This window comes from Planktothrix sp. (genome assembly GCF_046067725.1).
Classification (GTDB): domain Bacteria; phylum Cyanobacteriota; class Cyanobacteriia; order Cyanobacteriales; family Microcoleaceae; genus Planktothrix.
The window spans coordinates 1-16,264 of the sequence record NZ_JBJUDF010000128.1 but is presented as its reverse complement, the minus strand read 5'-3'; the positions used below and the strand labels follow the sequence as shown (position 1 = coordinate 16,264).

The following is a 16,264-nucleotide window of genomic DNA, read 5'->3' as shown; positions in this document are numbered from 1 at the left end:
CCCGTTAATGTCTTCATTAATGTTCCATCTTTAGTTCTCCAAAGCTTGATAGTTTTGTCAGCACTAGCTGAAGCAATCATTTCTCCATCGGGGCTAAAACTAGCTTCTAAAACTTTATCTTGATGTCCGTTTAATGTTTTGATTAATTTTCTATTTTTTGCATTCCAAAGCTTAATAGTTTTGTCAGCACTAGCTGAAGCAATCGTATCTCCATCGGGACTAAAGGTAACACTTATAATTTCATCTTTGTGTCCTGAAATTTGATTTAAAAACTTCCCTGTTTTAATATCCCATAGCTTAATTTTTTTGTCTGCACTGGCAGAGGCAATGATAGGTAAAGTAGGATGAAAACTCACATCATAAACTTCTAAATCATGGGCTGGAATCGTTCGTAATAAATTCCCTTCTTTGCTCCAAAGTTTAATGGTTTTATCTGCACTAGCAGAAGCAAGAGTTTGACCATCTGGACTAAAAATAACTCGATAAATCTCGGCTTCATGTCCTGGTAAAGATTTTATGAGTTGACCGTCTACTGTCCAAATTTTAATAGTTTTATCCCGGCTCGATGAAGCAATCGTTTGGCTATCCGGGCTAAAACTGACACTGATTACGGCATCTGTATGATCTTCTAAACGATTAGTTTCTCGAATATTATATAAAACTTGATTTAATTCGGTTAAAACTTTAATTTTTAAAGAACTAGGAGCTAAAAAAGATATTGCTTTTACCATTTCCCCAGCTTTGATACCTTCCATCAAAGCATCTAAGTCTTGATTATCAGCAAACAAAGCTTGAGAGGATTCACTGAGAGCTTTAATCGTTTGAAGTCTTGCTTGTAAAGCTTGATAAGCAGAAAACGTGGTTAAGCCAGCCATTAAAAATAATGAAACTATCAAAGTTCTATTTTTAGATTTTTCTGCTTTTAAGGCTTTGTGTTTATTATTATTAGCAATTTTTTCCTGTTCTAACCGTTCTCGAATTAACGCTAACTCCCGTTTTTGAGCTTCTAATTTTTGTTGTTTTTCGGCTTCTAATGAAGTTTTACTTAATTCAACTAACGTGACTAATTGCTCATCACTCCCTAATTCAATTGCATCAGAACTCTCTAACCAACGTTGGGCTTCAACTAATTCAAATTCATCTAATAATCCCCCTTCACCTTTGCCTAATCTCACCCATTCTTCCACTTTTGCAATGAGTCGGCGACGAGTTTGTTCAGCATCTCGGCGTTGAATAATCCAATCTTGTAACTGGGGCCAACTGCTAATTAAAATTTCGTGAGCAATATCAACTTTTCGGGTTTTATCCTCTTTTCCACTTAAGGTTAATAACCGACGATCTGCTAAATAGCGTAAGGTTTCTTCAAAGATTTGATCGTCATCTCCTCTTGCTTTTAAGGCTTCTACAGATTCTTGTCTTCGGGTATCTGCCCGTCCTTCTCCAAACTGAATTAAACGTAAAAATACCCGACGGGCGATGATTTGTTGTTCATCGCTTAAATCAGCGATCGCAGCATCTGCCCGTTGAGCGATCGCCACTTGAATTCCGGTTAATTTATTATTGGTATTAGAGCTAGTATTATGATAAGATAAAACTAACGCTTCATAGGCTCTTAAGGGTAAATATCGCCGTTCTATTTTTTGCCATAATAAGACTAATGTTTCTTGTAATAACGGTAAAACTCCGGGTTCGTTCGCGGCTGTGATAATTAATCGTTCTAATAATGCCGCTTCGATAAAAACACCCGCCTTTTCCGCAGGTTTAAGAATGGCTTCTTGTAGTCCCGTTTGATCTAAGGGTAACACTTCATGGCGATGGGCTTTAATTTCTCGCCAGAAAGTAGGAGATTCCATGAGTTGAGGATAGAAATCTGCTCGAACCGTTATAACAACATAAACATTAGGCTCTTTATAGAGATTTAATAGAATTTGTTGAAAGGGAATCGCTTCTTGAGGAGAGAGGGTAAAAACTTCTTCAAATTGATCAATAACTAATAGGGATTTTTGGGAAGGATGGAATTTTGTTGTGATAGCTTCATGGGAAGTTGGATCACAGCCTAATGTTGCGGTTAATGTCGTTATCGGTGTTGTACCTGGACGCATGGAATAGATTTGCCAGGGTTCTTTTCCTAATAAATGAGTTTTTTGCAGTTGCGGAATTAACCCAGCGAAAACTAAGGAAGATTTACCACTTCCCGATGCTCCAATTACCGCTAAAAAGGGATATAATCGTAAGTATTGAATTAAATCATTAATTTCTTGTTGTCGTCCAAAAAAGCGATCGCAATCTTCTGGTTTAAAGGGAACCATCCCCGGATAGGGACAATCAGGAATAGTGGCTAAAGTCGGAACCGGTTTTTGGAAATCTTCACAAATTCGTTGAATGACTTTCTGTTGTTTTGTCGCATCCGTTGCATCCAAACACTCTAATATTTTTAAACGCAGGGGTAACTCTTCAACAGGATGCAAAATAATCCCAACAACAGGCCATAAATAAGTATCAAATCCGTAGGTTTGGGATAGTAAATTAGCAAATTCGGTAAAATTATCGGCTAAATAGGCGGGGGAAATAATGAGTAAGGTTCGTTCACTATTTTTAACCGCACTTTCAAATTCAATTAATCGCGGTACACCCAACCGAAACATCGCCTCGGAATGACAGGTTAACCCGGCTTCTTCTAAAGCGTTTAATAAATAACCTTCTACCCAGGCGTCATCCTCATCTGCGTAGGAAACAAATACAGAATATTGTTTTGACATAGCAATTCCTCTGGTTTCTTTGGGATGAAAACGGTATTCTATGTGATCGATTCACCTGGTTTCTATTACAGTGCTATCAAAGGAAATTCCTGTACAATTTTTTTTTCTGATTTTTTAATCATTCGTAAAGTCCTGATGCACTGCGATGAGGAAGAGGTTGTTTTAACTGCTCAATTAACTTTTGAAATTCCCGTTCAGCCCGTCGAGGATGATTGAGTTTAGCCATAGACCCTAACTTCAAACGTTCAGGAAGTTTAATGGCATCAACAGCCTCTTTCTCAACACAAACTATACGAGCTTTCCCTTCCTCAATTCCTAAGTTTTGAGCCAGGGTATTCTCAAATTCTGACATATTATTATCTAAGTATAAATTAGATAAAACGACAAGGGTTCGTTTAGAAAACTTAACACCTCGTTCTATATTCACAACCCGTGCGACCCCTAATAAATCCACATCTCCTGAAACCGCAACTTTTAGGTTTTCTGCTTCTAATTTTGGCACTAAGAAATCCCAAACCCAAGTTGAATCCGGGTCTTCATCCACATAACTAATATAAACATCATAGCGGAATTCTTCTTGAGCTTGAGGAGAAACCGGACTTACCCCTTTTTGCCCGCCTAAATATAGGGTTAGGGGAAAATTTTCTTCAATATCAGATTTAAAAATAGGGTGTTGGTTCGGTTGTTCGGCGGTAACTTTTGGTTGTAAATATTCAAAAATATCAAATATTCTAATTAATCCATCATTGCTGGTAATTCCTCCTTTTAACCCGGTAATTAAATGTTTAGTAAAAATGCTATTAGTTGAACTAGCAGTCACATAGGATTGTTCGGTATTACGAGAAGAGGCAAATATAACCCGACCCTTTCCTAGCACTAATTGATCATAATAATTATCGGGTAATCCTCCTTTAATTTCTGGTGCTGTTGGATCTTTGGGTTGACCCATTCCTCCAGAGTGACAACAATCAAAAATTACAACTAATTTTCGCGCGGGAATAGCTTTTAATGCGTCTGTCAATTGAGTTCCTGAAATAGCGGTTTCTGCTAAGGATGCACCGGAGGTATAAACCGTATCAACGGGTAATAAATATTCTCCCGCCGTCGGGCCAAATTCAATTCGGCCTCCATGTCCTGAATAATAAATTAATACCGTTGAATCTGGGTTTGTTTTAGTCGATAAATCAGTTAAGGCTTGAGTTAATGCTGATTTTGTTGCTTTTTCATCTAATAATAATTCAACATTCTCAATTAAATAACCACAGAATGAAGGTTCTGTGAGTAAACTATAAATATCCTTGGCATCGTTCAGAACCGTTAACGGTAAACGATTTATTTTTTGATAATTGGCAATTCCAACAATGAGAGCGTAACAGTTGTTTAGGGTTGTCATATTAATTAGGGTGGGCGGGAAGACCCCGCCCCTACGGTAAATTTAGGCGGTTTGGGGTTCTAAGATTTGATTTTCCTGACGTAAATAGGCTTGAATGAAAGCGTCTAATTCTCCATTCATCACATCTTGAATTGCCGTTGTTTCTTCAGAAGTCCGTAAATCTTTCACCATTTGATAGGGATGAAACACATAGTTTCTGATTTGATTTCCCCAAGCGGCTTCAACTAAATCACCCCGAATTTCTGCAATTTCTTTTGCCCGTTGTTCTTGAGCAATAATTAATAATTTTGCCTTTAACAAAGCTAGGGCTTTTTCTTTATTTTGTAACTGAGAACGCTCTTGGGTACAGCGTACCGCAATTCCAGTGGGGAGGTGAACGACGCGCACCGCCGTTTCCACTTTATTCACGTTTTGTCCGCCTTTTCCCCCTGAACGAGTGGTGGTAATTTCTAAGTCTTTATCGGGAATATCCAACTCAACGGAATGATCTAATAACGGCATAACTTCCACCCCAGCAAAACTGGTTTGTCGCTTGCCATTGGCATTAAACGGTGAAATTCTGACTAAACGGTGTGTGCCTTTTTCTCCTTTTAAATATCCATAGGCATAACGTCCGTCTATTTCTAAAGAAGCTGATTTAATTCCCGCTTCATCTCCTTCAGAAATTTCTGTTAAATGCACTTTATATCCCTGAGCTTCTCCCCAACGGGTATACATTCTTAACAACATTTCTGCCCAGTCTTGAGCGTCGGTACCTCCCGCCCCAGCATTAATCGTTAAAATCGCACCATGTTGATCATAAATTCCTGAAAGCAGTTGTTGCAGTTCCCATTGATCAAATTCTCGGTTCAGTCGAGCAACCGTCATTCCGGCTTCTTCTAACAGCCCATCATCGGTTTCTAACTCCAATAGTTCTATAATTGCTTGGGTATCTTCCAAGGCTTGCTGCCAGTGTTCTTGCTGTTGCACAATTGATTTGAGATCATTCAACTGTTGAAGGGTGGCTTGTGCGGTTTTTTGTTCATCCCAAAAATCCGGTTGTGCTGCAACTTGCTCTAAATCTTGAATTTTAGCGTGAAGGGCAGGTAAGTCAAAGATAGTCCTGGGTTTTACCCAGGCGCTCAGACAACAATTCCATTTCCCGTTTAATTTCTAATACATCCATTGCGATCGCTAACTGTCTTTCTATACTAAAAGGTACACTTTTAATTTTAGCGGGAATGATTGCAGATTTGAACGATAAGACAACAGGGCAAGAAGAAAAGAAGCACAACTGAGAACAGCGAAGCCATAACTAACTCAAGGTGTTCTCCCCCACTCCATCAACTGTCAACCGTCAACCGTCAACCGTCAACATCTAAACTATGTCGCGTCAAATTTTTACTGGAAATCGTCCGTTACGCCAAATGCGTCCTCTGGATGGTTGGGTTGATTTATTCTGGATTTTAGGTTTATTAATAGCGGCACTGACGCTCTATGGACTGCATTTAGGGGGAGTTCCCCTGCGAGATTGGGATGAAGGGTTAGTGGCTCAAGTCGCCCGTGAAATTCCACGCGGACAACAAAATTGGTTATACCCCACACTTCATGGAATTCCTTATTTTAATAAACCTCCTTTAGTGCATTGGTTAGTCGCTTTTGCTTATCAAATTGGAGGGGTTAATGAATGGATGGCGCGGTTCCCTTCCGCATTATTAACAGCTATTTCTGTCCCGGTATTATATAGCATTGGTTTAGAATTATTTCGCCATCGCACCTCGGCAGTTTTTTCGGCTTTAGTATATCTAACGTTATTTCCAGTTATCCGTCAAGGACGGTTAGCCATGTTAGATGGAACCATTCTATTTTTATGGTTAGTTTTGGTGTGGTGTGTGTTACGTTCCCGACGAGATTTACGGTTTGCATTAGGGTCAGGATTAGCCTTTGGTTTTTTATGTTTAACAAAGGGAATATTCTTAGGATTATTATTCGGTGCAATTGTCTTTTTCTTCCTCTTATGGGATACTCCTAGACTGTTAACGAGTCCCTATCTTTGGTTGGGTTTAGGATTAGGTTTGATTCCCGTTGGATTTTGGTATGCGGCGCAATGGATTCATTATGGACATGGGTTTATTCAAGGAAATTTATTCAATCAATCCTTCCAACGAGTTTGGGAACCTGTGGAAAACCATTCGGGGCCAATTTGGTATTATCTATTAGAAATTTTAAAATATGCTTGGCCTTGGCTGTTATTCTGGCCCCAAGGATTACGATTAGCTTGGCAACATCAGAATTTAAGTTGGGCTAAATTAATCTTAGTTTGGACAGGAATTTATTTAGTTGCTATTTCTGTGATGACGACCAAATTACCTTGGTATATTTTACCGCTTTATCCAGCTTTAGCTTTAGCTGTAGGACGCTATTTAGCAGAAGTTTGGCGGGAAGGCGATCGAGATATGGGACTTTGGAAATTAGGAAAAGTTCAACGGGGAAACTCTGATTATTTTGTGAAACCCACACCGGATCAATTAGTACCGATTTTTATTTTATTAGCCATCATTGCTGGAATTGGATATTGTTATTTTGGGGGAATGTTATATTTTATAAATTTGAACCTTATTCCTAAAAGAGATTTACAATTTACGTTCGGTTCCTTGATGTTAACAATGTCCTTTGTTGCGGTTTTAATTTCCCAAAAAGATCGACAATTTTTAATGGTTTTATTCTGGGGAATGTATTTATCCCTCTTGCTATTTTTTACTTCAAATTATTGGGTTTGGGAACTGAATGAAGATTTTCCTGTTAAACCTGTAGCAGCTATTCTTCAGGAAGGAACACCCCCTGGAGAACATATTTATATGGATCATCCTGTTGGACGCCCCTCCTTAAATTTTTATAGCGATCGCCATATTCATGCAGTTGATCAAACCACCTTAAAAACCAAATGGGAAACCCTTGATCAACCTTATTTATTATTAAAAGAAGATACTTTCAGCAAATTTCAATTCAACAATGTTAAAAAAATTGATCAAACTCCAGATTGGGTATTAATCACCAAAAAACGTTAATTTTATGGTTTTGGAGTTCCCCTGGTTTTTAAATCGACATTAAAGGATTTAACCAATATAAAATTTGTTGTTTAAGTTGATGTAAATCCTGGGAAAAGGCTTGTTTTACCCATTGACCAATAGCATCTAAGGGGGTAAAGGTGTCTCCCACTGACCAGTTAACCGTTTGAGCTAGGGGCGTTTGATGATCACCGTTGAGTTTTTGCAAGGTTGTTAACCCTGGAAATCGTTGATCTAAAATTTGATGTAAATTAGTCGTTTGATCAATTGTATCTTTCGAGAATTTAATTAAAAGATTGCGTCGAATTTGATAGCGATCGCTCACTAAACGATTGGTTTCTTCAGGAGAGGGGGTAAATTCTACCTCCATCATGGGCGAAAGTTGTTCAACTAAAGGAATCGATTGACGGGCGGGATAATTATTAAAAGACATTAAGATATTTCCTGAACGTTCAACAGGAAATAACGAACCAATCAACAAATGAACTTTACATCCCATACTATGTCCTAATCCATAAATGGGTAAACCTCGCCGCTTTAATAATTGTAGATCATATAAATCTTCTAAGCCATCTTCAAATGTCCATAAAACCTCTTTAGCAATGGTCGTATGATCCAGTGTATTTACAAACGGTGTGGCAACAATTGCATAACCCTGATTTCCCAATTCTTCGAGTAAGCAACGATAGGTTAAATGGGGGGCAGTTGCCACAAATGCCCCCCCTAAAAAATGTATAATTCCTTGAGGACGGGGCGGAATTAAAACCCAATTTCCTGAAATCGAAAGCCAGTCCATTAACTTTTTAATCCGAGTGATTTTGACTTAAAATTAATTTCCTCAATCGCCAGAATTATGATTCTGACTTCTGAGAATCTCTCCGTATTTCAAGTTAACACAATTTACAGTTTTTGTGTTCTTATATGAAATCTTTAAATGTTTGCTACGCATCCGTCCCCTGTAGAGACGTTGCATGCAACGTCTCTACAAGGGGTTTATGGGATTATTTATAGTCAGTACCCAAACATAATGATTTACACACTTCTAATTTCTTTTTCCGTGCTATATTGGGATTAAAAGGGAAAAAGAAAAGCAAGGATAATAGCAGCGATCGCACCGATGAAAGTATTAATAAAATTAACAATTTCATTCGTTAACCCTGTAAATTTTGTTTGTAATGTTGCACCGATCACGCTTTCTAAATTTGTTGCAATCAACGCCGCAATTACACTCCAAAGCATCCCCCAAGGATGAATTAAACCAATACTCCAACCCAAGATAGAAACGAGAATAGAAGCCACAACACCTGCTAATGTTCCTTCTAAACTCACCGCTCCTTCTGTTCCTCTAGGAACGGGTTTTAAGGTGGTAATTAAAAAGGTACTTTTGCCATAAGCTTTGCCAATTTCACTAGCACAGGTATCGGATAATTTTGTACTAAAACTGGCAACATATCCTAATAATAATAACGGAATCCAAGACTGGATTTCAAGCTGATTCGGAAAAAAATTCTGGAGGAAAAACACCCCTAACCCACATAACATTCCGGTGAACGCCGAACCCCAGACATTTTCTGGCCCCCTAGCACCGCCTCGTTTTTCTGCAATTCCAGCCGCTTCCTTTTCCGCTTTTCCAATGCGAGTTACACCCGAACCCACTAAAAAATAAAAGACGACAATTACATAACCTCGCCACCCTAAACACCCCCAAATCAAAACCCCTAAAATCCAAGCATGAACCCATCCTGCGGAGGTTAATAACCGTTTAGCCGCAATCACCCCTAAACTAATTAAAACTGTATTTAAAGCGATCGCAAATAGCCAAGGATTAAGCCAAACTAATTCATGAATCATGATCAGTCTCTCAAAACAATGAACAAAACTTTATTCCATCTTGCCTTTCCCGTGAACAATATTGCAGAAACCAAAGTTTTTTATGGAGACGGGTTAGGCTGTCAATTGGGACGAGAAACCCCCAATTCGATTATTATGAACCTTTATGGTCATCAAATTGTGGCTCATGTCAACCCCGAACCCTTAACGCCCCAAAAGGGAATTTATCCCAGACACTTTGGGTTAATTTTTACCTCAGAAACGGACTGGGAAACCCTCTTAGAACGTGCTCAACAAAAATCTCTAAAATTTTACCAAGAACCTAAACGCCGCTTTCCCGGTTTACCCACAGAACACCGCACGTTTTTTTTAGCCGATCCCTTTGGTAATCTTTTAGAGTTCAAATATTATTGTTATCCCGAAGCCGTGTTCGGTTGTAATGAATACGCCCAAGTTGGAGACGTTTAAAATTCGGTTTGTTACCCGTTGTGACTGGAAACCATAGCAGTGCTGTTTCATTTTCGGGTTAGAAAGAGCAATGCCGCAAGACGGCGGCTACGCCATCGCTAAGTTCTAAAAGCCTTTCTCTGTCAAGAAAAGGAGGATTATTTCAAAAGTTTTGAGATTTTCTGTTTAAATAAGCCTCGAAACTTGCTGTCCATCAAAGGTTTAGCGATCGCCTTTTTGGAAAATGAAACAGCCCTGGAAACCCTAGTGGGTGATACCGGAGTGGGAAGGGTTTTTAACGGTGCATTTAAGGCTTCTTCCACCCGAACTAAACATTTCGGATCACTCACCATCCAAGCATGAACCAAAACATTCACCGTAAATTCTTGACCAATAGGCATTTGAGAACTTTGGGCTGGGACAATCATGCCATCATAGGGTGTCCAAATTGAGGTAAAATTAATTCGGTTTAAGGTTTCTAAATCTTGATTTAAGTCTTGTAAAAATGGGCTATTAGACCGCATTTGTGATGCTGCTAAGGTGGGGTAAAGGTATCCGGTTAACGTGCCATGATGAGGCGAGGAAATGGTGATTAAACGTTGAATTCGTTCAATTCCTCCTAAACGTTGAACATAATAACGGCTGACAATTCCTCCCATACTAAACCCAATTAAATCAATAGGTTGTTCTGAAGAAAATGTATGATTAATATAATCTGCGACTTGTTGGGCTAATCGTTCTAATCCTAATCGCCCATCATTGGGAACCAGATTTAAACTGTGAACTTCCCATCCCCGTTGAGTGAGATAGGAAGTCATGGTTTTAAAAATTGCTTTGGTATCAAAAATACCGTGAATGAGTAAAACGGGATTGCGAAGGGTGCTGTTATTCATCGCATCAATAACTGGATTCATCTGAGTTCAACTTAGAGTATCACAACCAACACCTGACCACTCAAGAGGACAGTTGATGGTTTGTCTGTTGTGGGTTAACGGTCAAACACCTCCTAATTCTGAGAAAATTGTAAATAAATGCAAACATTTGACAAGATTTACTTGAGAAAGCTTGATTTTAAGCCGTTTTAGGCGGATTTTATAGCAAAAAATGTTACAAAGTGTAAATTTTTATCGACAAATTTTTCATTTTTCCTTAAGCTATCGTTAGGGCTAAAGCTTTAAATTTTCTAAAAATACGGACGGAGTAAACATAATGTTAGGTAAACTTTTTGGTTCTAAAAAAGATGAATATTTTTTAGAGTTTGGTGATGCCAAAGATCAGCAAGCACCTCCAGCAGACGCTAAACCAGCACTTCAAGCCAAAACCGAATCGGTAAAACCATCACAGGCTCAAGCTAAAGCGGCTCCAGCAGCACAACCTCAGACCACAGTCTTGACCCCGGCTCAACCTCCGGCTCCAGTGAAGGAACCCGCACCCCTGAATAACGGAATGGCTAAAACCCCTGCTGGGATGACCTTCGCCCCTGACAATTTAATGCCTAACTCCTCCACTCCCCGGCGTAGCCCAGGGCCGAGTCTGGAAATGTTTAAAAATATGGCGGGCCAGATGAAGCGGTCTTAATTCTTGATTATAGCCCTTAAACCCTCCTAGCCTTGTGAATCAGGTTAGGGGGGTTTCGCCATTCTTAACAATAATTTGATTGAGAATTCAACGAATTAGACCACTTTAGTTTTAATTTCTTTTGTAGAAAGCTGGGAGTCTTGTATAATAGAGTCGTGTGACAAATCCATCAATCGGGAACCCTAAGTGCCAAGGGTGCTAAATAATCTACTTAATGTTTAACGATGGTCATCGACCCGGATCAGTCACATCCCAGTTCAATTGACAAACCTCACTCAAGGGTCAAAGCCTCACTCATCTCAGGGATAGAAACAGGCGTAAATTGAGTCAAAACTGACTTAACCTAAACTTAGGATTCTCAAGTCAGAGAATTTCCCACAATTGATGGAGGATGATACCATGCCTCCAAGGTAGGCGATTTCAGGGATGATTATGACAAAAGATACCGATCTGATCAAAAGTCTTAGCCCCAGCGCCATGGATCAGATCATGTTATATCTGGCCTTCAGCGCGATGCGAACCAGTGGACATCGACATGGGGCTTTCCTGGATGCAGCCGCAACGGCGGCAAAATGCGCTATCTATATGACTTATATGGAGCAGGGAAAAAACCTGAGAATGACAGGACACCTGCACCATATTGAACCGAAGCGAGTCAAGGTGATTGTTGAGGAAGTTCAGCAAGCATTAACCGAAGGTAAACTGTTAAAAATGTTGGGGTCTCAAGAACCTCGATATTTGATTCAGTTTCCTTATGTTTGGTTAGAACATTATCCTTGGCAACCCGGACGGTCTCGGATCTCAGGAAATAGTTTAACGCAAGAAGAAAAACAGGTGATTGAAAGTAAACTCCCGAAAGGTTTACCCGATGCTCAATTCATTAATTCCTTTCAATTTATGGAATTAATTGATTTTTTACATAGACGTTCTCAGGAAGATTTAGAACCTAGTCGGAGAATGCCTTTAAGTGAAGCTTTAGCAGAACATATTAAACGCCGTTTAACTTATTCTGAAACGGTTATTAAAATAGAATCACCTTGGGGAATGCCTTTTTATGCCCTAAATCGTTCCTCCTATGCTCCTGAAGATCAGGAGGAACGCACTTATATTATGGTTGAAGATACGGCTAAATATTTCAGATTAATGAAAGATTGGGCTGAACGTCAACCTAAGGTGATGAGGGTTTTGGAAGAATTAGATATCCCTCCCGAACGAATTAATCAAGCTATTGAAGAATTAGATGAAATTATTCGTCAATGGGCTGATCGATATCATCAAAAAGGAGGGGAACCCATGCTTGTACAAATGGTATTTGGGCCAAAGGAAGAGGATTAAAAACTAGGAGAAGTATCGGGAGCAGGGGAAACAGGAGATCCTTCACAGAGATCAGGAAACAGAGAAAGGACTCCTGGCTCCTAACTCCTATGATTAGAAAATTAATCTGGAATATTCAGGGTAATTTTAGCGGATTGAAGTTGTTGATTTAACCAGCGTTCAAATAATTCATTTTGCAATCGTTGTTTGATTTGAGGATTTTCTAAGGACGCTTCTAAGAATTGTTCTACTCGGAAAATACACCAACCTCCTTCGACTTCCAGGGGGCCAACAATTTGACCGGGGAGGGTTTGTTGTAAGACAACTTTGAGAGAATCGGGTACAGTAGACAAAGCAACGGCTCCCATCATGCCATTAAAGGAACGTTCATTGGTAATGGAATATTCTTTGGCTAATTCTTCAAAGCGGGTTTCTTGTTCTTTTAAACGGTTAGATAAGGTTTCTGCGAGTTCATAGTCATTCAATGAAATTCGAGAGAGAACCACTGCATCTAAAGCGGGTTTTCGTTGTAGAAAATAGTTTTCTAGTTCGGGTTCAACGACCAAAAGTTTAAGTTTTTCTCGTTTGAAGCCAGCAATAATTTGTTGATGAAATGCTTCATAACTCATGCGATTATTTTCTAACCACTGTTGAAAGGCTTGGGGGTCGCTGAGATTACGTTGTAGCCTAAAGTTAACAACGGCTTGTTCAATACTCGCAACCGGGATATCCAAATCAGAACGGGATTTTAATTCTCGATCCAGAATATATTCTCGCAGAATATCTGTGATCATCGGCTGTAATTTTCCCGCCGCTTGCAAATATTTCAGTGCTTGACCTAAAACAATGGATTCGTCATTGACAGTGATAAATGGATTAGCCACTGAGATTTACATCCTAAAAAAATTCTATTCATCAATATTGTATGGGTTGATGTTACGCTCGTGTAAAATTTGAGCGTAGATGTTAATAGGAAATTAAAATGAGCATTCACGTTGAATCTCAACCCAGTTTAGAACGATTAGAACAATTGGGGGTTTTGAATTGGCCGATTTGGGAAAAAGAGGTTTCGGAGTTTCCCTGGACGTATGATGAAAGCGAAACCTGCTATTTATTAGAGGGAGATGTTATCGTCACCCCAGAAGTCGGTGAGCCTGTACGGTTTGGAAAAGGAGATTTAGTCACTTTTAAAGCTGGGCTGTCTTGCCGATGGAAAATCCTGGCGGCGGTTCGTAAACATTATAACTTTGGGGAATAAACCTCTAATATTTAGACGTGCCACCGCACGTCTCTACAGTAACAATCCACTAATCATTCCCGCTAATAAAACAAAACCAATTCCCACATTATCACTAAAAATTTTACCATAAATCGGTCTAGGAAGTTCAGGATTTTGCAGTTGCAAATATTGTCTTGACCAAAGAAGAATTGCAATGATTAAAGTTAACCAATATTCCCAATTTAAATGCAGGTTCCAGCCTAAAATTCCTAATAAGATTGCTGTCCCTAGAAAAAAGCTTCCGACTGCATTGGCGGATTGTTGACCAAAAAAGATTGCACTGGAATTGACCCCTAAACGTAGATCATCTTCGCGATCACTCATGGCATAAATAGTATCAAATCCTAACGTCCATAATACCGTTGCTCCCCATAAAAACCAAGTAGCCGTTTGTAAATTTCCCACCGCCGCCGTCCAACTAATTAACACGGCAAATCCCCAAGCAATTGATAATACTAATTGAGGAATGGGAAACACCCGTTTTGCTAAAGGATAACCAATAATAACCGGAACAGCCGCCACACATAAACCAAAACTTAACGGGTTTAAATAAACGGCCAATCCCGCCGCACAAGCAAAAGCGACCGCAGCAATGACCAGTCCCGTTTTCACTGTTAACGCACGGGAAGCGAGGGGACGGGTGCGGGTGCGCTCCACTTCCGGGTCAATGTCCCTGTCCCATAAATCATTGACGACACACCCGGCGGCACTGGTAGCCAGGGTTCCAAAGACAATCACTAAAATTAACGTCACTGGAGGTGTGCCATTGGTTGCTAAGACAATGGCCCATAATGCCGGAATCATCAAAATTAGACGTCCGGCGGGTTTATCCCATCGCAACAGTCGCAGAATAATTTGCCAAGTCGGTTCGGGTGAATTAGATTCGGTTAGCATTGCAGTTTAATTGAGAGGAACAGATTAAATCGTCACAATATTTTTTAACACAGATCCGCAATCGGTCTAAAATTAAAGAGAATAGCTTCTTAGAGAGTGATTATGGTCACATCAATGCCTTTGGTGAAGAAATCTGAACCCACCGATGACCGAGAGCGAATTTTAGCTGCCATTGATTTAGGAACCAATTCTCTGCACATGGTGGTGGTAAAAGTTCAACCGCAACTTCCCACCTTTACGATTATTGCACGGGAAAAAGAAACCGTTCGTTTGGGAGATTGTGGGGAGAAAGGAAGTCTTAAACCCGAAGTCATGGAACGGGCCATTGCTTGTTTAAGACGGTTTCAAGGTGTTGCTAAAACCTTTAATGCGGAACAAATTGTGGCGGTGGCGACCAGTGCGGTTCGAGAAGCACCTAATGGTCGAGACTTTATTCGCCGAGTCGCCGATGAATTGGATTTAGAAATTAGTTTAATATCCGGTCAGGAAGAAGCTCGACGCATCTATTTAGGGGTGCTGTCAGCCATGGAATTCAATAATCAATCCCATATTATTATTGATATTGGTGGTGGCTCAACAGAGTTAATTTTAGGAGAGGGTTGGGAACCTCGATTTTTAAGTAGTACAAAAGTGGGGGCGGTACGATTAACGAAGGATTTTGTCCATACCGATCCCATTAGTCGGAATGAATTTTTATATTTACAAGCTTATATTCGAGGCACATTAGAACGGGTCATTGATGAATTATCGTCCCATTTAAAACCGGGGGAAATTCCGCGTTTAGTTGGAACTTCGGGAACGATTGAAACCTTAGCAGGAATTAAAGCTCGTGAAAAGTCAGGAACAGAACCGACTCGCATAGGAGGGTATAAATTAACCTTAGAAGAATTACAAGAATTTATTAATCGGATTCGTAAATTATCTTATCAAGAACGATTACAAATTCCAGGAATTGCTGACCGTCGGGCTGAGATTATTTTAGCAGGCGCTTTAATTTTACAAGAAGCCATGACCTTGTTAAATTTGCGGTCATTAACTGTGTGTGAACGCAGTCTCCGAGAAGGGGTAATTGTAGACTGGATGTTGACTCACGGGTTAATTGATGATCGATTACATTATGGGAGTTCGGTTCGGGAAAGAAGTGTTTTGAATATTGCTCAAAAATATAAAGTCGATTTAGAATCGAGTGAACGGGTTGCTAATTTTGCCTTAAGTTTATTTGATCAAACTAAAGGATTATTACATAACTGGGGAGAAGTAGAACGGGAGTTATTATGGTCGGCGAGTATTCTCCATAATTGCGGATTATATGTTAGTCATTCGGCTCACCATAAACATTCCTATTATTTAATTCGTTATGGGGAGTTATTGGGATTTACGGAAATGGAAATTGAAGCGATCGCAAATTTAGCTCGATATCATCGTAAAAGTAGCCCGAAAAAGAAACATGAACCGTATCAAAGTTTGCCGCGACGGTTTCGCCAAGTTATTGATCAATTACATCCATTATTAAGATTAGCGGTAGCATTAGATCGACGAATGATTGGGGCAATTTCTCAAGTAGTTTGTGAATATAAACCCATGACACAGGAATTTTACTTGAAGTTAAAACCTTCCCATCCTAATGATGATTGTGCTTTAGAATTATGGAGTTTAGATTTGAAAAAAGAAGCTTTTGAGATGAACTATGGGTTAAAGTTAGTGGCTCAATTAGAACCGTGAG

At 39.6% G+C, this 16,264-nt stretch carries 14 protein-coding genes; 6 read left to right on the top strand and 8 right to left on the bottom strand.

Annotated elements, in window-relative coordinates; genetic code table 11:
* The 3 genes from ACKPEB_RS07260 to prfB form a co-directional block, all read right to left on the bottom strand.
* Window positions 1-2,759 (bottom strand): TIR domain-containing protein (locus ACKPEB_RS07260; RefSeq protein WP_408964195.1); only part of this gene is annotated, 2,759 nt, incomplete at its 3' end.
* 118 nt (window positions 2,760-2,877) lie between these two features.
* Complete coding sequence (locus tag ACKPEB_RS07255) at window positions 2,878-4,152, bottom strand: caspase family protein (RefSeq protein WP_408964194.1); 1,275 nt, start codon at window positions 4,150-4,152, stop codon at window positions 2,878-2,880.
* Window positions 4,153-4,194: 42 nt separating this feature from the next.
* Window positions 4,195-5,317, bottom strand: a protein-coding gene (gene prfB / locus ACKPEB_RS07250; RefSeq protein WP_408964193.1) for a peptide chain release factor 2 whose coding sequence is annotated in 2 segments (ribosomal slippage) — window positions 4,195-5,244 and window positions 5,246-5,317 — 1,122 coding nt in all. Because the reading frame shifts where the segments join, the coding sequence is not laid out codon by codon here.
* 199 nt (window positions 5,318-5,516) lie between these two features.
* On the opposite strand from prfB, the gene ACKPEB_RS07245 reads away from it, so the two are divergent.
* Entirely contained in the window at window positions 5,517-7,199 is a 1,683-nt protein-coding gene (locus ACKPEB_RS07245) for an ArnT family glycosyltransferase (protein WP_408964192.1), read from the top strand.
* Between the two features lie 28 nt (window positions 7,200-7,227).
* On the opposite strand, the gene ACKPEB_RS07240 is transcribed toward ACKPEB_RS07245, so the two are convergent.
* Both ACKPEB_RS07240 and ACKPEB_RS07235 read right to left on the bottom strand, forming a co-directional pair.
* On the bottom strand, window positions 7,228-7,995 hold the full coding sequence (locus ACKPEB_RS07240) for a DUF1350 family protein (protein ID WP_408964191.1): 768 nt from the start codon (window positions 7,993-7,995) through the stop codon (window positions 7,228-7,230).
* 275 nt (window positions 7,996-8,270) lie between these two features.
* Window positions 8,271-9,050, bottom strand: a complete 780-nt coding sequence (locus ACKPEB_RS07235; protein ID WP_408964190.1) for a TIGR00297 family protein — start codon at window positions 9,048-9,050, stop codon at window positions 8,271-8,273.
* 18 nt (window positions 9,051-9,068) lie between these two features.
* On the opposite strand from ACKPEB_RS07235, the gene ACKPEB_RS07230 reads away from it, so the two are divergent.
* Entirely contained in the window at window positions 9,069-9,497 is a 429-nt protein-coding gene (locus ACKPEB_RS07230) for a VOC family protein (protein ID WP_408964196.1), read from the top strand.
* 137 nt (window positions 9,498-9,634) lie between these two features.
* Here ACKPEB_RS07230 and ACKPEB_RS07225 read toward each other — a convergent pair whose 3' ends face one another.
* Complete coding sequence (locus ACKPEB_RS07225) at window positions 9,635-10,390, bottom strand: esterase/lipase family protein (RefSeq protein ID WP_408964189.1); 756 nt, start codon at window positions 10,388-10,390, stop codon at window positions 9,635-9,637.
* A 295-nt stretch (window positions 10,391-10,685) separates the two neighbouring features.
* Between ACKPEB_RS07225 and ACKPEB_RS07220 the strand changes: the two genes are divergently transcribed.
* Window positions 10,686-11,054: a hypothetical protein gene (locus tag ACKPEB_RS07220; protein WP_408964188.1), complete on the top strand. Its 369-nt coding sequence runs from the start codon at window positions 10,686-10,688 to the stop codon at window positions 11,052-11,054.
* A 432-nt stretch (window positions 11,055-11,486) separates the two neighbouring features.
* On the top strand, window positions 11,487-12,389 hold the full coding sequence (gene hetR / locus ACKPEB_RS07215; RefSeq protein WP_408964187.1) for a heterocyst differentiation master regulator HetR: 903 nt from the start codon (window positions 11,487-11,489) through the stop codon (window positions 12,387-12,389).
* Between the two features lie 101 nt (window positions 12,390-12,490).
* Here the strand turns inward: hetR and ACKPEB_RS07210 are convergent, their stop codons facing one another.
* Window positions 12,491-13,252 carry a peptidylprolyl isomerase gene (locus ACKPEB_RS07210; protein ID WP_408964185.1) on the bottom strand — a complete coding sequence of 254 codons (762 nt, stop codon included), beginning with the start codon at window positions 13,250-13,252 and terminating at the stop codon, window positions 12,491-12,493.
* A 98-nt stretch (window positions 13,253-13,350) separates the two neighbouring features.
* On the opposite strand from ACKPEB_RS07210, the gene ACKPEB_RS07205 reads away from it, so the two are divergent.
* On the top strand, window positions 13,351-13,626 hold the full coding sequence (locus tag ACKPEB_RS07205) for a cupin domain-containing protein (RefSeq protein WP_408964184.1): 276 nt from the start codon (window positions 13,351-13,353) through the stop codon (window positions 13,624-13,626).
* 33 nt (window positions 13,627-13,659) lie between these two features.
* On the opposite strand, the gene ACKPEB_RS07200 is transcribed toward ACKPEB_RS07205, so the two are convergent.
* Entirely contained in the window at window positions 13,660-14,541 is an 882-nt protein-coding gene (locus tag ACKPEB_RS07200) for a 4-hydroxybenzoate solanesyltransferase (RefSeq protein WP_408964183.1), read from the bottom strand.
* 102 nt (window positions 14,542-14,643) lie between these two features.
* Between ACKPEB_RS07200 and ACKPEB_RS07195 the strand changes: the two genes are divergently transcribed.
* A complete protein-coding gene (locus ACKPEB_RS07195) occupies window positions 14,644-16,263 on the top strand; it encodes an HD domain-containing protein (protein ID WP_408964182.1) in 1,620 nt (539 codons plus the stop codon).
* The last annotated feature ends 1 nt before the right edge of the window (window position 16,264 follow it).

Excerpts from the sequence above, each read along its gene's own strand:
- ACKPEB_RS07255 (WP_408964194.1), bottom strand. The coding sequence starts at position 4,152 with ATGACAACCCTAAACAACTGTTACGCTCTCATTGTTGGAATTGCCAAT.
- ACKPEB_RS07245 (WP_408964192.1), top strand. The coding sequence starts at position 5,517 with ATGTCGCGTCAAATTTTTACTGGAAATCGTCCGTTACGCCAAATGCGT.
- ACKPEB_RS07240 (WP_408964191.1), bottom strand. The coding sequence starts at position 7,995 with ATGGACTGGCTTTCGATTTCAGGAAATTGGGTTTTAATTCCGCCCCGT.
- ACKPEB_RS07235 (WP_408964190.1), bottom strand. The coding sequence starts at position 9,050 with ATGATTCATGAATTAGTTTGGCTTAATCCTTGGCTATTTGCGATCGCT.
- ACKPEB_RS07230 (WP_408964196.1), top strand. The coding sequence starts at position 9,069 with ATGAACAAAACTTTATTCCATCTTGCCTTTCCCGTGAACAATATTGCA.
- ACKPEB_RS07225 (WP_408964189.1), bottom strand. The coding sequence starts at position 10,390 with ATGAATCCAGTTATTGATGCGATGAATAACAGCACCCTTCGCAATCCC.
- ACKPEB_RS07220 (WP_408964188.1), top strand. The coding sequence starts at position 10,686 with ATGTTAGGTAAACTTTTTGGTTCTAAAAAAGATGAATATTTTTTAGAG.
- hetR (WP_408964187.1), top strand. The coding sequence starts at position 11,487 with ATGACAAAAGATACCGATCTGATCAAAAGTCTTAGCCCCAGCGCCATG.
- ACKPEB_RS07205 (WP_408964184.1), top strand. The coding sequence starts at position 13,351 with ATGAGCATTCACGTTGAATCTCAACCCAGTTTAGAACGATTAGAACAA.
- ACKPEB_RS07200 (WP_408964183.1), bottom strand. The coding sequence starts at position 14,541 with ATGCTAACCGAATCTAATTCACCCGAACCGACTTGGCAAATTATTCTG.
- ACKPEB_RS07195 (WP_408964182.1), top strand. The coding sequence starts at position 14,644 with ATGGTCACATCAATGCCTTTGGTGAAGAAATCTGAACCCACCGATGAC.